Consider the following 13,935-nt stretch of genomic DNA (forward strand, 5'->3'; position numbering starts at 1 on the left):
CTCAGCCCCTCAAGAGGTTCGCGTCGTCGACATTGGCGGACTGGCGGGTGCGGTAGATGGTCATGATGATGGCCAGCCCGACCACCACCTCACAGGCCGCGACCACCATGGTGAAGAAGGCGACCACCTGGCCGTCGAGTTGCCCGTGCATCCGGGAGAAGGTGACAAACGCCAGATTGCACGCATTGAGCATCAGCTCCACACACATGAACATGACGATGGCATTGCGCCGCAACAACACCCCCGCCGCACCGATCGTGAACAGCAGTGCGGACAGGTAGAGGTAGTTCTCGGGGTTCACCGCAGGTCATCCTCGTCGAGCGAACGAGGGTTCAGGATGGCGCTGACCGACAGCATCGCGCTGGAGCCGTCGGGTAGCCGCGCCGGCATGTCGACCGCGTTGTGCCGGGCATACACCCCCGAACTCGGCAGCGTGGTCGGGTGCCCGCCGGGCCGGAACCGCTCGATCGCCAACTCGCGCTGGGTTTTCCGTCTCTCGAACCGCTCACGGTGCGCCAGCACCATTGCTCCCAGCGCCGCGGTGATCAGCAGGGCGCTGGTGATCTCGAACGCCCACAGATACTTGGTGAAGATCAGGGCCGCCAGGCCCTCGACGTTGCCGCCGGCGTTGGCCTGCGCCAAGCCGGCGAAGCCGCCGTCGGCGGCCAGCGTGGTCGACACCGAGCCGATACCGGCGATCAACAGGATGCCGAAGCCGACACCGGCCACCAGTGCGGCGATGCGTTGTCCGCGCAGAGTTTCCACCAGTGACTCCGACGAGTCCACGCCGATCAGCATGAGGACGAACAGGAACAGCATCATCACCGCGCCGGTGTACACCACCACCTGCACCACCCCCAGGAACAACGCATCCTGGGCCACGTACAGCATCGCCAGCGCGATCATGGTGGACGCCAGGAAGATCGCGGAGTACACCGCCTTCGGAGCGGCCACCACACCCACAGCTCCGGCCACCGCGATGGCGCCCAGGATCCAGAAGGCAACGGCTTCGGCTGTGGATGTCATTTCACATGACCCAGGTAGTAGTCGTCGTCAGTCGTGCCCTCGGCCATCGCGTGCGGCGGTGGCTGCATGCCCTCCTGCAGCGGGGCGAGCAGCTTGTCCTTGCCATAGATGAGGTCGGCGCGGTTGTCGTCGGCCATCTCGTAGTCGTTGGTCATGGTCAGAGCCCTGGTGGGGCAGGCTTCGATGCACAGCCCGCAGCCGATGCAGCGCAGGTAGTTGATCTGGTACACCCGCCCGTAGCGTTCGCCGGGGGAGAAGCGCTCCTGCTCGGTGTTGTCGGCGCCTTCGACGTAGATGGCGTCCGCCGGGCAGGCCCACGCACACAGTTCGCAGCCGATGCACTTCTCCAGACCGTCGGCGTACCGGTTGAGTTGGTGGCGGCCGTGGTAGCGGGGCTCGGTGGCCTTGTCGGTGTCCGGGTACTGCTGGGTCATCGGCTTGGTGAACATCGAGGAGAACGTCACCCCGAAACCCGATACACCGTCGAGGAACTTAGGCATGGGTGGTCTCCTTGCGGGGTATCGGCGGCACCGGGAAGGGGCTGTCGTCGGTGGGCGTGGGTGGGAGGGCTGCTCGGATCCGGCGGCGCCGCCGGGAATTCCAGAGCACCAGGACGGACAGGGCCGCCACCAGGAAGCCGAGGTAGACCACGGCGGTCACCCAGGGCGGCGCTCCGTCGTTGCGGACCTGGTGGGTGACGGCGACGGTGGCGATCCAGGCCAGGGAGACCGGGATCAGCAGTTTCCATCCCAGCGCCATGAACTGGTCGTAGCGCAGCCGCGGCAGGGTGGCCCGCAACCACATGTACAGGAACAGGAAGCCCCACACCTTGGCCACGAACCACAGCACCGGCCACCACCCGGAGTTGGCTCCGTCGATCATGCTGACCGGCCACGGGGCCTGCCACCCGCCCAGGAACATCGTGGTCGCCAGCGCCGAGACCGTCGTCATGTTCACGTACTCGGCCAGCATGAACATCGCGAACTTCAGCGACGAGTACTCGGTGTGGAATCCGCCCACCAGTTCGCCCTCGGCTTCGGGCAAGTCGAACGGGGCGCGGTTGGTCTCACCGACCATCGCTGTCACATAGACCAGGAACGAGGGCAGCAGCAGGACCACAAACCACGTCTGGGCCTGGGCGGCGACAATGCCCGAGGTGGACATGGTGCCGGCGTAGAGGAACACCGCCACAAACGACAACGCCATGGCGATCTCGTAGGACACCACCTGCGCCGAGGACCGCAACCCGCCCAGCAGCGGATAGGTGGACCCGGATGCCCAGCCGGCCAACACGATTCCGTACACCCCCACCGACGTCACCGCCAGCACGTAGAGCACGGCCACCGGGAGGTCGGTCAGCTGCAGGGGCGTGGCGTGACCGAACACCGACACCATCGGGCCCAGCGGGATCACCGCGAACGCCATGATGGCGGGGATGACGGCGATCACCGGCGCCATCAGGTAGATCGGCTTGTCCACACCCGCCGGCACCAAACCCTCCTTGAGGGCGAGTTTCACCCCGTCGGCCAGGCTCTGCAGCAGACCGAACGGACCCACCCGGTTGGGCCCGAACCGCATCTGCATACGGCCCAGGATCTTGCGTTCCACCAGGATCGCCACCAGCACGGTCAGCAGCAGGAACACAAAAATCGCCAATGCCTTGCCCAGCATCAACCACCACGGATCCTGACCGAACACACTCAGATCGGGATGACTCATGAGATGTCTCCTCGCGCGATGCTCACCACGGCACCGGCGCCGGCACCCAAGAGCTGGTGCACCGGGCTTCCGGGTGCGTTCAGCGGAACCCACACCACCCGGTCGGGCATCTGCGTCACCTCCAGCGGCAGAGTGAGTGATCCGCGGGCGGTCCCCACCCGCACGAGATCCCCGCCGGCTGCGCCGATCTCGGCGGCGGTGGCCGCCGACAGGCGTGCCGCCGGCGGCCGGGCGGTACCCGCCAGATGCGGTTCGCCGTCCTGTAAGCGGCCGGCGTCCAACAGCATCCGCCAGGTGGCCAGCACCGCCTCGCCGGGCTGCGGGGTGGGCGCTACCGCGGACGGGACGTCGGGGGATGCCGGCACCCGGCCGCCCCACACTCCGAGCCGCGCCAGGTCGTCGCGGGCCTCGGCAGCGGAGCGGAAGCCGAGATCAACACCGAGCTCATCGGCCAAGGTCTGCAACACCCGCAAATCGGAGGCGGCGTTGGTGGACAGGGCCGGACCGAACGAACGGACCCGGCCCTCCCAGGTGGCGAAGGAACCGGACTTCTCGGTGGTGGGGGCCACCGGGAACACCACGTCGGCCAGTGCGGTGACGGCACTCTCACGCAACTCGAGGCTCACCACGAACGGGGCGTTCTCCAGGGCCATGCGGGCGGCGTCAGGATCGGGCAGGTCGGCCAGTTCGACGCCGCCGACCACCAACGCGGCCAGCTCGCCGGCCTGCGCGGCGGCCACGATGGCGGCGGTGTCGCGGCCGGCGACGGTGGGCAGTCGGTCGATGTTCCACGCCCGCTCCAGCCATCCGCGCGCGTCGTCATCGGACACCGACCGGCCGCCGGGCAACAGGTTCGGTAGGCAGCCCGCCTCCACGGCGCCGCGTTCTCCGGCGCGCCGCGGGATCCACGCCAGCCGGGCGCCGCAGCGGGCAGCCAGCCGGCCCGCTGCGGAGAATCCGCCTGGCACGTTGGCCAGACGCTCGCCGACCACCACGATGGTTCCCGCAGGCGCCTCGAGGGTCGACAGCGCTTCGGCCTCACCGCCGGGTGCGGTCATCACCAGCTCGGCGCCCAGTTTGTCCAGGCCCCGGCTCAGGAACGGCGCCAACGCCACCACCCGCAGGCCCTTCTTGCGGACAGCTTTGCGCAGCCGCAGGAAGACGATCGGTGATTCCTCCTCCGGGTCGAAGCCGGCCAGCACCACCGCCGGCGCGGTCTCGAGGTCGGCGTAGGTGACGCCCATCGCGTGCCCGGCCACGTGCGCCGCGAGGAACTGCGCCTCCTCGTCGGAGTGCGCCCGCGCCCGCATGTCGATGTCGTTGGTGCCCAACACCATCCGCGCGAACTTCGCGTAGGCGTAGGCGTCCTCGACGGTCACCCGGCCGCCCACCAGCACCCCGGTCTGTCCGGCGGAGGAGGCCAGGCCGAAGGCCGCCGTGGTGATGGCCTCCGACCACGAAGCCGGCCGCAGCGCACCGTTCTCCCGGATCAGGGGCGTCAGGATGCGATCACCCACCCGGGGATAGGTGAAGGCCCAGCGGCCCTTGTCGCAGTTCCATTCTTCGTTGACCTCCGGATCGTCGCCGGCGAGGCGGCGCAGCACGGTGCCGCGGCGGTGGTCGGTGCGCTGTGCGCAGCCGGAAGCGCAGTGTTCGCAGACGCTGGGGGTGGACACCAGGTCGAAGGGCCGGGCCCGGAAGCGGTAGGCGGTGCCGGTCAGTGCGCCCACGGGGCAGATCTGAACGGTGTTGCCGGAGAAGTACGAATCGAACGCCTCACCGGTGGCGATGCCGACCTGCTGGAGGGCGCCGCGTTCGAGCAGGTCGATGAACGGGTCGCCGGCGATCTGGGTGGAGAAGCGGGTGCAGCGGGCGCACAGCACGCAGCGTTCGCGGTCCAGGAGTACCTGGCTCGACAGGTTGATCGGCTTGGGGAAGGTGCGCTTGACGTCGGTGAAGCGGGTTTCTTCCCGGCCGTTGGACATCGCCTGGTTCTGCAGCGGGCATTCGCCGCCCTTGTCGCAGACCGGACAGTCCAGGGGGTGGTTGATCAGCAGCAGTTCCATCACACCGCGTTGCGCCTTGTCGGCGGCGGTGCTGGTGAGCTGGGTGCGCACCACCATGTCGGGGGACACCGTGGTGGTGCACGACGCCATGGGCTTGCGTTGGCCTTCGACCTCCACCAGGCACTGCCGGCAGGCACCCACCGGGTCCAGCAGCGGGTGGTCGCAGAACCGGGGGATCTGCACCCCGAGGAGTTCGGCGGCGCGAATCACCAAGGTGCCCTTGGGAACCGAGATGGCTGTGTCGTCGATGGTCAACGACACCATCTCCACGGCGGGGGTCTGGCGTTCGGGCTCGGTGACGGTCACGCGGGCACCTCCTCGGCGGCGAACAGGGTGGACGCAGCGGGGTCGAAGGGGCACCCGCCGCCCACATGGGCCTCGTACTCGTCGCGGAAGTACTTGACCGACGAGATGATCGGTGAGGCGGCGCCGTCACCGAGTGCACAGAACGACTTGCCGAGGATGGTGTCGGCGATGTCGAGCAGCTTGTCGATGTCCTCTGCTGTGCCGCGCCCGGTCTCCAGCCGTTCGTAGACCTGCGCCAGCCAGTAGGTGCCCTCGCGGCAGGGGGTGCACTTACCGCACGATTCGTGGGCGTAGAACTGGATCCAGCGGCGCACGGCGCGCACGACGCAGGTGGTCTCGTCGAAGATCTGCAGGGCTTTGGTGCCCAGCATCGACCCCGCTTTGGCCACCCCCTCGTAATCGAGTGGGACGTCCAGGTGTTCGGCGGTGAGCAACGGTGTCGACGACCCGCCGGGGGTCCAGAATTTCAGCTCGTGCCCGGCGCGCACCCCGCCCGCGTACTCGAGCAGCTCACGCAGGGTGATACCCAGCGGTGCCTCGTACTGCCCTGGGGTGGTGACATGCCCCGACAGTGAGTACAAGGTGAAACCCGGGGATTTCTCCGAGCCCATGGACTTGAACCAGTCCACACCGTGCAACAGGATCGGCGGCACCGAGGAGATGGACTCGACGTTGTTGACCACGGTGGGGCAGGCGTACAGACCGGCGACGGCGGGAAACGGTGGGCGCAAACGGGGTTGGCCGCGGCGGCCTTCCAGCGAATCCAGCAGCGCGGTCTCCTCACCGCAGATGTAGGCCCCGGCCCCGGCATGCACGATCAGGTCCAGGTCGAACCCGGAACCGAGGATGTCGGTGCCCAGGTATCCGGCTGAGTACGCCTCGGCCACCGCCTGCTGCAGCCTGCGCAGCACCGGCACCACCTCACCGCGGACGTAGATGAAGGCATGCCGGGCACGAATGGCGTACGCGGCGATGATGGCGCCCTCCACCAGGAAGTGCGGCGTGGTCATCATCAGCGGAATGTCCTTGCACGTACCGGGTTCCGACTCGTCGGCGTTGATCACCAGGTAGTGCGGTTTGGCGCCCGCCGCGCCGTCCTGGGGGATGAAAGACCATTTGGTGCCCGTCGGGAAGCCGGCACCGCCGCGCCCCCGCAGCCCGGCGTCCTTGACCAGCGCGATGACGTCGTCGGGCGCCATGCCCAGCGCAGAGCGCAGGGCGCGATATCCGTCGTGGTCGTGATAGGTGTCCAGGGTCCAGGGTTGCGCGGCGTTCCAGAACCGGCTCAGCACCGGCGTCAACGGCGTTGCAGTCATTCAGTCTCCCGTGGTGGACGGGTCGGTTTCCGCGGTGCCCGGCTCGGCTGGCACCGTCGCCGATGGTGCGGGGGCCGGTTCGTCGCGCACAGAGTCGACGGCTTCCGGCTCGGGGGCGTCGGCGCTCGACGACGGCGCTGCGGCGGGGCCGGTGTCCGCCGGGGCCTGCATGTCGTGTTCGGCAGCGATGCGCAGACCGGCCAGCGTGGCCGCGCCGGGCCCAGTGCCCTCACCGAGGTCCGTCGGCAGCCCGGCCAGCACGCGGCAGGTGGTGGTGAAGGTGGGTAGTGGTGTGCCGCGGGTGGGGTGTTGGGGGGTGGGAGTGCGTAGTGTGTCGGTGAGTGTGGTTGCTGTGGTGGGGGTTTGGTTGTCGTAGAACTGCCAGTTGACCATGATGACGGGGGCGTAGTCGCAGGCGGCGTTGCACTCGAGGTGCTCGAGGGTGAGCGCACCGTCTGCGGTGGTCTGTCCGGCTGTGATGCCCAGGTGGTGTTCGAGGGTGGCCAGGATGGTGTCGCCGCCCATGACGGCGCACAGGGTGTTGGTGCACACCCCGACCAGGTAGGTCCCGGTGGGGGTGCGTCGGTACATCGAGTAGAACGTGGCGACTGCGGAGACTTCGGCGTCGGTGAGATCGAGTTGGGCGGCGCAGAAGCGGATGCCTGCGGTGCTGACGTAGCCGTCCTCGGCTTGGACCAGGTGCAACAACGGCAGCAGCGCGGAGCGGGGCTGCGGATACTTACCCACGATGGTGGCGGCGTCGGCGGCCAGGCGGGACTGCACGTCGGCCGGGTAGGCGGCGGGACCGTTGATCGGGGGTCCGGGTTCGTCGGGGCGTGGACCCAGCGCGAGGTCGACCAGGGTCATCTGTCGACGCCTCCCATGACGGGATCGATGGAGGCCACCGCGGAGATGACGTCGGCGACCATGCCGCCTTCACACATGGCGGCCACGGCTTGCAGGTTGGTGAACGACGGGTCGCGGTAGTGCACGCGGTAGGGCCGGGTGCCGCCGTCGGAGACCATGTGCACGCCCAGCTCCCCGCGCGGTGATTCGACGGCGGTGTAGCACTGCCCGGGTGGGACGCGGAACCCTTCGGTGACGATCTTGAAGTGGTGGATCAGGCCCTCCATGGAGCGGCCCATGATCTTGGCGATGTGGGCTTCGCTGTTGCCCAGTCCGTCGGGGCCCAGCTTCAGGTCGGCGGGCCAGGCGAGCTTTTTGTCGGAGATCATCACCGGGGCACCGGCCAGTCCTTGAAGCCGCGCCACACACTGGGACACGATGCGCAGCGATTCGGCCATTTCGTCGACCCGGATCACGTAGCGGCCGTAGCAGTCGGAGGCGTCGTCGGTGATGACGTCGAAGTCGTAGTCCTGGTAGCCGCAGTAGGGCGCTGTCTTGCGCAGATCGTGGGGTAGGCCGGTGGAGCGCAGCACCGGGCCGGTGATGCCCAGGGCCATGCACCCGGTCAGGTCGAGGTAGCCGATGTCGACGGTGCGGGCCTTCCAGATCGGGTTGTCCCGCAGCAGGGCCGACAGCTGCGCCAACCGCCCGGGCAGGATGTCGAGCAGGTGTTGGACCCGGTCCAGGCCGTCGTCGGGGAGATCGGCGGCCACGCCGCCGGGGCGGATGTAGGCGTGGTTCATCCGCAGGCCGGTGATGGCCTCGAAGACGGTGAGGATCTCCTCACGCTCGCGGAAGCCGTAGAACATCGCGCTCATGGCGCCGAGTTCCATGCCGCCGGTGGCCAGGGCCACCAGATGCGAGGAGATGCGGTTGAGTTCCATCAGCATCACCCGGATCACCGAGGCGCGTTCGGGGATGTCGTCGGTGATCCCGAGCAGCTGCTCGACGCCCAGGCAGTAGGCGGTCTCGTTGAAGAACGGCGACAGGTAGTCCATGCGGGTGACGAAGGTGACGCCCTGGGTCCAGGTGCGGTACTCCAGGTTCTTCTCGATCCCGGTGTGCAGGTAGCCGATGCCGCAGCGCGCTTGGGTGACGGTTTCGCCCTCGATCTCCAGGATCAGGCGCAGCACACCGTGGGTGGACGGGTGCTGGGGACCCATGTTGACCACGATTCGTTCCCCGGCGTCGCCGCCGGCGCGGGCGGCGGTGACGATCTCATCCCAGTCCTGCCCGCCCAGGGTGATGACGCGTTCAGCCGTGTCGGTCATGTGTAGGACCTCCGCTGATCCGGTGGTGCGATGGTGGCGCCGTGGTACTGCACCGGCACCCCACCAAGGGGGTAGTCCTTGCGCTGCGGATGCCCGATCCAGTCATCAGGCATCTCGATGCGGGTCAACGCCGGATGGCCGTCGAAGATGATGCCGAAGAAGTCGTAGGTCTCACGTTCATGCCAATCCACCGTGGGATACACCGAAAACAGCGACGGCACATGCGGATCAGCATCCGGACACGCGACCTCCACCTGCAGCCGCCGATTGTGGGTGATCGACATCAACGGATAGAACGCCCGCAACTCCCGCCCACAATCCTGCGGGTAATGCACCCCCGACACCCCGGCACACAACTCAAACCGCAGTTGCGGGTCGTCGCGCAACGTCTGTGCGACGACCGGCAGACGGGTGCGGTCGACGTCGAGGGTGAGCTGGTCGCGGTAGACCACCACCCGGTTGATCGCCGCGGCAAAAACATTGGCGCCCAGTGCTTCTGCGAGTCGGTCCACCGCTTCGTCGAACCAGCCGCCGTAGGGGCGTGGTGAGCCGCCCGGCAGGGCGACCTCGCGGATCAGCCGGCCGTAGCCGGAGGTGTCACCGGTGCCGGAGCCGCCGAACATACCGCGGCGCACGCCGATCACCTCCCTGTTCGTCACCTCCTCGTCCGTCATCGCAGCAACCCCGTCAGTTCGATGGTGGGCCTGGCGTTCAGGGCCGCTTTCTCCGCCGCCGCCACCACCTCGTCGCGGTGCACCCCCAACGGCATCTCGGCGATCTTGGCGTGCAGCGTGAGAATCGCGTGCAACAGCATCTCCGGCCGCGGCGGGCACCCGGGGAGGTAGATGTCGACCGGTACCACGTGGTCGACGCCCTGCACAATCGCGTAATTGTTGAACATCCCACCCGAGGACGCGCAAACACCCATCGCCAGAACCCATTTGGGCTCGGCCATCTGGTCATACACCTGCCGCAGCACCGGAGCCATCTTCTGCGACACCCGCCCCGCCACGATCATCAGATCCGCCTGCCGCGGCGTCGCCGAGAACCGCTCCATCCCAAAACGCGCGATGTCGAAACGCGGACCCGCCGTCGCCATCATCTCGATGGCACAGCACGCCAACCCGAACGTCGCCGGCCACAGCGACCCCTTACGCACAAACCCGGCCACCTTCTCGACCGTCGAGAGCAGGATCCCGCCGGGCAACTGTTCTTCTAATCCCATTCCAGACCACCTCGCCGCCATACGTAGGCATAGGCCACGAACACCGTGGCCATGAAGAGCAGCATCTCCACCAACGCGAACATCCCCAGCTGACCAAAGGACACCGCCCACGGATACAAGAAGACGATCTCGATGTCGAAGACAATGAAGAGCATCGCCGTCAGGTAGAACTTCACCGGGAACCGCGCCGCGCCCATGGGCTGGCGAGCCGGTTCGATCCCGCACTCATAGGCCTCCAACTTGGCCCGGTTGAACCGCCGCGGGCCGATCACCAGCGCAATCCCCACCGACACCACGGCGAACCCAGCGGCAATGGCACCGAGAACCAGGATGGGCGTGTAGACGTTCATTGCGTCAGCTCCCGTCACTGTGGTCTGTGTCTCGTTCATGCATCCATGTGAGCTGGGACACAGCCTACCGATCTTGACCGGCACCATGCCACATTTCGCTAGGATCGATCCGAGGGCCATCGGCCGGATTCAGCGTGCCGAACCGGCATGGGGCACAAGGCAATTGCTGCTGCCCTGTGAGGCTGTCCGTAATCGGCCGGTTATCGGCCCGTCATCAGCGCGAGATGCCGCGCAGCAGACCCGCGACCGCTTCACCCAGTCGGATGGGATCGATGGGGTGCGACACCGCGGCCTCCGCGCGTGACCACGTGGCCAGCCAGGCGTCGTCGGCCCGCCCGGTGAGCACCAGAATCGGTGGACAGACGTCGAGTTCGTCCTTGAGCTGCTTGGCCAGCCCCATGCCTCCGGTAGGCGCGGCTTCACCGTCCAGGATTGCCAGATCCACCTCTCCGGCGTCCATGTGCTGGATGACGACCGGGGCGGTGGCCACCTCGAGGTAACTCAACGGCGGCAGTCCCGGGTGAATCCGGGTTCCCAACGCCTGCATCACCTGCTCGCGGGTGCGGGCATTGTCGCTGTAGACCAGGACACGAACCGGAGCCTGGGTGTCGGGCACGGTCCCAGGCTAGGTCACTTCTGTTCCGGCTACCCGGATTTCACGAAGACGGCCGTGGCGGCCAGGGTGGTGTCGGTCTTGACCATGCCCAGAAGGTTGCCGTCGACCTCCCACTCGGTGCGGTCGACGAGTCCGGTGGCCGCGATCTGCACCGCTCCGTCGCTGAGTCGGGTGACCTCCGCCGGGAGCTCGAGTGGGCGCGAGACACCGCGCACGGTGAGGGTGCTGCGCAGTTGGGCCCGGGCGCCGGCCTGCTGCAGGGCGGTCACCACGACGCTGAGGGTGGGGAAGCGCTCGGCGTCGAAAAAATCCTCTGAACGCAGGTGTTCATCACGTTTCCGGTTGCCGGTGTCCAGCGAGGCTGCGGTGATGTCGAGGCGGCCGAAGGCGGTTCCGTCACCGAGCTGACCATCACCGCTTACCTCGGTGAACCGGCCCTTGACCGGCAGCAACCCCCAGAGTGAACGGCAGCGGAACGTCACCGCGGATCGGTCCGGCGTCAGTGTCCACACCCCGGTGTTGGCGGGGTCGGACAGCAGCGCTTCGAGAGCGGTCATGATCTCCAGGATGCCACTACCGGTAGCCGGGGTGCGCGGCGTCCAGCCGGTGGGCCACCAGTGTGCGCAGCACCGCGGTCACCTCCCGGGGGCGGTCGTCGAGGTCGCCCCGGCGGATCGCCGCGGCCAATTCGGCTTCGTCGGCATACCCCAGGCCCTGCACGGCGGCGAGCACCGGCGCCGCTGCGTCCGCGGACAGGAGTTCACGGTGCACCATGCGCAGCGCGTTGGCCGCCACCCGGGCATGAAAATTGACCGACCCGGTGGTGGCGTCGCGGACCTCGCCCTCGAGGAAGTCGGCCACCGCGGCCACCAGCTCGGCTGCATCCGGGCGCCCGTGCAGGCCGGTCATCCGCCCACCGCGCCGTCCAGCAGATCCAGCAGATCCCATTCGTTCTCACAGACCCGCCGGCCGATGGTGGCCAGTTCCACCGACGGGTGCTGCCCGGACAGATGCCGGTGCGCCTGGTACCGGCAGATGATGCCCCACTGCAGAGTGGCCTGTACCAGCCACCATCTGAAGGTCTCCCGGTCCAGCGCCGTGCCGGCCTCCCGCTCGTAGGCGCGAAGCAGGTCCTCGACGGAACCCAGCCCGCCGGCGGCCAGCTCCGGTGGCGCCCCGAACCGCCAGGCCCGGACGCAGAACCAGGCCAGGTCCTCGTAGCGCTCACCGCAGCCCACCAGCTCCCAGTCCAGGACGGCGGCCAGGCCGGTGCCGTGCTCGACGTCGACGATGAGGTTGCCCATCCGGAAATCACCGTGCACCAGGGTGGGATCTGTCGCCGGAGGCCTGTTGCGCTCCAACCAGCGCAGGGCCCACTCGAATGTGGCTGTGCTGTCGCCGATCTCGTCGAGCTGGTGGCGCCACTGCGTGAGCGGGTCCCGGGGGGAGAGCCCCGCGTCGGCGGGGTCCACCCGGTGGATCGCGGCCAGCGCCACAGCACACTGGGTCAGCAGCTGGGCCCGCCCGGCGTCGTCGAGGCCCCGCAGGATGCGTCGCACGATGGTCTCCCCGGCAACAGCCGCGCAGATCAGATACGGGCTGCCCAGAGCGGCGGCGGAATCGTCGGCGGCCAGAATCTGCGGCACCGGCGCCCCGGCCGCCGCGGCCAGCGACTGCACGCGGGCTTCGAGCTCCATGCCGGCGTGCACGTCGTCCGGTGGCCCACACCGCAGGATCAGCGGGGTGCTGCCGGCACCGCTGACGGCGGTGAACGACCACGTGGTGCGGCTGGCGCCGCCGGTGAGGGTGCGCAGATCCGCCACCGTGACCGTACCCAGTACGGGGCGCAGCACCTCGGCCACGGCCAGTGGGTTCACCGGCGGGACCCGAACTTCAGCATCCGCTGGGCCACCCGGCGGATCTGAATCTCCTCAGCTCCCTCGGTGATTCGATACCGGCGATGGTGGCGGTAGATGTGTTCGAACGGTTCGTGCCTGCTGTAGCCGATGCCGCCATGGATCTGCATCGCGCGGTCGGCGGCTTCACACACCAGTCGGTTGGCCCGGTAGTTCGCCATCGAGACCTTGTCCGAGACCTCCATGTGGTGGTCGCGATCGAGATGCCAGGCGGCGTAATAGACGAGCAGCCGGACCATCTGGGCCTCGGTCTGCAGTTCGGCCAGCGGCCACTGCACCGCCTGATTGATCGACAGCGGTTTGCCGAACACCACGCGCTCGCCGGCGTACGCCGCGGCCCGGTCAATGCAGTACTGCGCCGCGCCCAGGCTGCTCGCAGCCTGACGGATCCTGTTCTCGTGCAGGAAGGTCTGGCCGACCTCCAGCCCGTGGTCCATCTCGCCCAGCACGGCGTCGGCGGAGACCCGGACATCCGTGAGGGTGACCTCGCCGTGGTCGCTGGGCATGTTGAACGTCCACCAGTAGAAGGGCACCTCGAAACCCGGGGTGTCCGTGGGGACCAGGAAAGCGGTGATGCCGGTGGCCGATCCGGCGTCGCCGGACGTGCGTGCGAAGACCAGATCGTGGGTGGCCCGGTGCACGCCGGTGTTCCACCGTTTGGTCCCGTTGATCACCCACCCTGCGTCTGCCCCTGAGCCGTCTGGCTCAGCGGTGGTCTCCAGCCAGGTGGCGTCGGAGCCGTGGTTGGGTTCGGTGAGCCCGAAAGCCATGGACCGGGTGCCGGTGAGCATGGCCTCGATCCATTCGGCCTTCTGCTCCTCGGTGCCGAACCGGTCCATCATGATCACCTGCGGGAAGTTGCCCACGATGGAGGACTCGTCCTGCAGATCGTTGTGCAACCCCAGGCCCTTGTGCGCCAGATGCTCCCGGATCACCGCCATGTCGAGGTTGCTGCCGCCACGGCCGCCGAACCGGGTGGGTAGGCCGTAGCGCAGCCATCCGGCCTTGTCGGCGCGGCGGCGCATCTCGTCGAGCAGGTCCTCCCACTCCCGCCTCGGCACGCCACCGTTGTCGAGGTCGGTCCTGGCGAACTCGCGACGCCGGTCGAAGTACTGCATGTTCTCGCGTTCCAGCGGCCGGATCTCGGCGTCGATGAACGCGTCCATCTCGGCGAGAACCCCCGGAAGGTGTTCTGGCAGGGTGAAATCCACGGTGATC

The 13,935-nt window shown here is 67.9% G+C and carries 16 protein-coding genes; all 16 read right to left on the reverse strand.

Annotated features, from left to right (window positions below; genetic code table 11):
* Position 1: 1 nt before the first annotated feature.
* Positions 2 to 301 carry an NADH-quinone oxidoreductase subunit NuoK gene (nuoK, locus tag G6N58_RS18575; protein WP_068916031.1) on the reverse strand — a complete coding sequence of 100 codons (300 nt, stop codon included), beginning with the start codon at positions 299 to 301 and terminating at the stop codon, positions 2 to 4.
* Positions 298 to 1,026, reverse strand: a complete 729-nt coding sequence (locus G6N58_RS18580) for an NADH-quinone oxidoreductase subunit J (RefSeq protein WP_115277720.1) — start codon at positions 1,024 to 1,026, stop codon at positions 298 to 300. The genes nuoK and G6N58_RS18580 overlap by 4 nt, the downstream gene beginning before the upstream one ends.
* Positions 1,023 to 1,526, reverse strand: a complete 504-nt coding sequence (gene nuoI, locus G6N58_RS18585; protein ID WP_115277719.1) for an NADH-quinone oxidoreductase subunit NuoI — start codon at positions 1,524 to 1,526, stop codon at positions 1,023 to 1,025. The genes G6N58_RS18580 and nuoI overlap by 4 nt, the downstream gene beginning before the upstream one ends.
* A complete protein-coding gene (nuoH, locus tag G6N58_RS18590) occupies positions 1,519 to 2,745 on the reverse strand; it encodes an NADH-quinone oxidoreductase subunit NuoH (protein WP_115277718.1) in 1,227 nt (408 codons plus the stop codon). The genes nuoI and nuoH overlap by 8 nt, the downstream gene beginning before the upstream one ends.
* A complete protein-coding gene (locus tag G6N58_RS18595; RefSeq protein ID WP_115277717.1) occupies positions 2,742 to 5,117 on the reverse strand; it encodes an NADH-quinone oxidoreductase subunit G in 2,376 nt (791 codons plus the stop codon). The genes nuoH and G6N58_RS18595 overlap by 4 nt, the downstream gene beginning before the upstream one ends.
* A complete protein-coding gene (nuoF, locus tag G6N58_RS18600) occupies positions 5,114 to 6,433 on the reverse strand; it encodes an NADH-quinone oxidoreductase subunit NuoF (protein WP_115277716.1) in 1,320 nt (439 codons plus the stop codon). The genes G6N58_RS18595 and nuoF overlap by 4 nt, the downstream gene beginning before the upstream one ends.
* Positions 6,434 to 7,300, reverse strand: coding sequence for an NADH-quinone oxidoreductase subunit NuoE (gene nuoE / locus G6N58_RS18605; protein ID WP_115277715.1), 867 nt, complete (start codon positions 7,298 to 7,300; stop codon positions 6,434 to 6,436).
* Complete coding sequence (gene nuoD / locus G6N58_RS18610; protein ID WP_115277714.1) at positions 7,297 to 8,610, reverse strand: NADH dehydrogenase (quinone) subunit D; 1,314 nt, start codon at positions 8,608 to 8,610, stop codon at positions 7,297 to 7,299. The genes nuoE and nuoD overlap by 4 nt, the downstream gene beginning before the upstream one ends.
* Entirely contained in the window at positions 8,607 to 9,284 is a 678-nt protein-coding gene (locus tag G6N58_RS18615; RefSeq protein ID WP_115277713.1) for an NADH-quinone oxidoreductase subunit C, read from the reverse strand. Before G6N58_RS18615 ends, nuoD begins: the two co-directional genes overlap by 4 nt.
* Complete coding sequence (locus tag G6N58_RS18620; RefSeq protein WP_068916040.1) at positions 9,281 to 9,835, reverse strand: NuoB/complex I 20 kDa subunit family protein; 555 nt, start codon at positions 9,833 to 9,835, stop codon at positions 9,281 to 9,283. The genes G6N58_RS18615 and G6N58_RS18620 overlap by 4 nt, the downstream gene beginning before the upstream one ends.
* Positions 9,826 to 10,185 (reverse strand): NADH-quinone oxidoreductase subunit A, encoded by a 360-nt coding sequence (locus G6N58_RS18625; RefSeq protein ID WP_115277712.1) that lies wholly within the window; start codon positions 10,183 to 10,185, stop codon positions 9,826 to 9,828. The genes G6N58_RS18620 and G6N58_RS18625 overlap by 10 nt, the downstream gene beginning before the upstream one ends.
* A 214-nt stretch (positions 10,186 to 10,399) precedes the next feature.
* Positions 10,400 to 10,801, reverse strand: coding sequence for an Rv3143 family two-component system response regulator (locus G6N58_RS18630; RefSeq protein ID WP_115277711.1), 402 nt, complete (start codon positions 10,799 to 10,801; stop codon positions 10,400 to 10,402).
* 29 nt (positions 10,802 to 10,830) lie between these two features.
* A complete protein-coding gene (locus G6N58_RS18635; RefSeq protein WP_115277710.1) occupies positions 10,831 to 11,358 on the reverse strand; it encodes a YceI family protein in 528 nt (175 codons plus the stop codon).
* A 16-nt stretch (positions 11,359 to 11,374) separates the two neighbouring features.
* Positions 11,375 to 11,710, reverse strand: coding sequence for a DUF6285 domain-containing protein (locus tag G6N58_RS18640; protein WP_115277709.1), 336 nt, complete (start codon positions 11,708 to 11,710; stop codon positions 11,375 to 11,377).
* Complete coding sequence (locus G6N58_RS18645; RefSeq protein ID WP_115277708.1) at positions 11,707 to 12,678, reverse strand: phosphotransferase family protein; 972 nt, start codon at positions 12,676 to 12,678, stop codon at positions 11,707 to 11,709. Before G6N58_RS18645 ends, G6N58_RS18640 begins: the two co-directional genes overlap by 4 nt.
* A complete protein-coding gene (locus G6N58_RS18650) occupies positions 12,675 to 13,928 on the reverse strand; it encodes an acyl-CoA dehydrogenase family protein (protein WP_115277707.1) in 1,254 nt (417 codons plus the stop codon). The genes G6N58_RS18645 and G6N58_RS18650 overlap by 4 nt, the downstream gene beginning before the upstream one ends.
* Positions 13,929 to 13,935 lie beyond the last annotated feature (7 nt).

This window comes from Mycolicibacterium tokaiense (assembly GCF_010725885.1).
In the GTDB taxonomy this organism is placed as follows: Bacteria; Actinomycetota; Actinomycetes; order Mycobacteriales; family Mycobacteriaceae; genus Mycobacterium; species Mycobacterium tokaiense.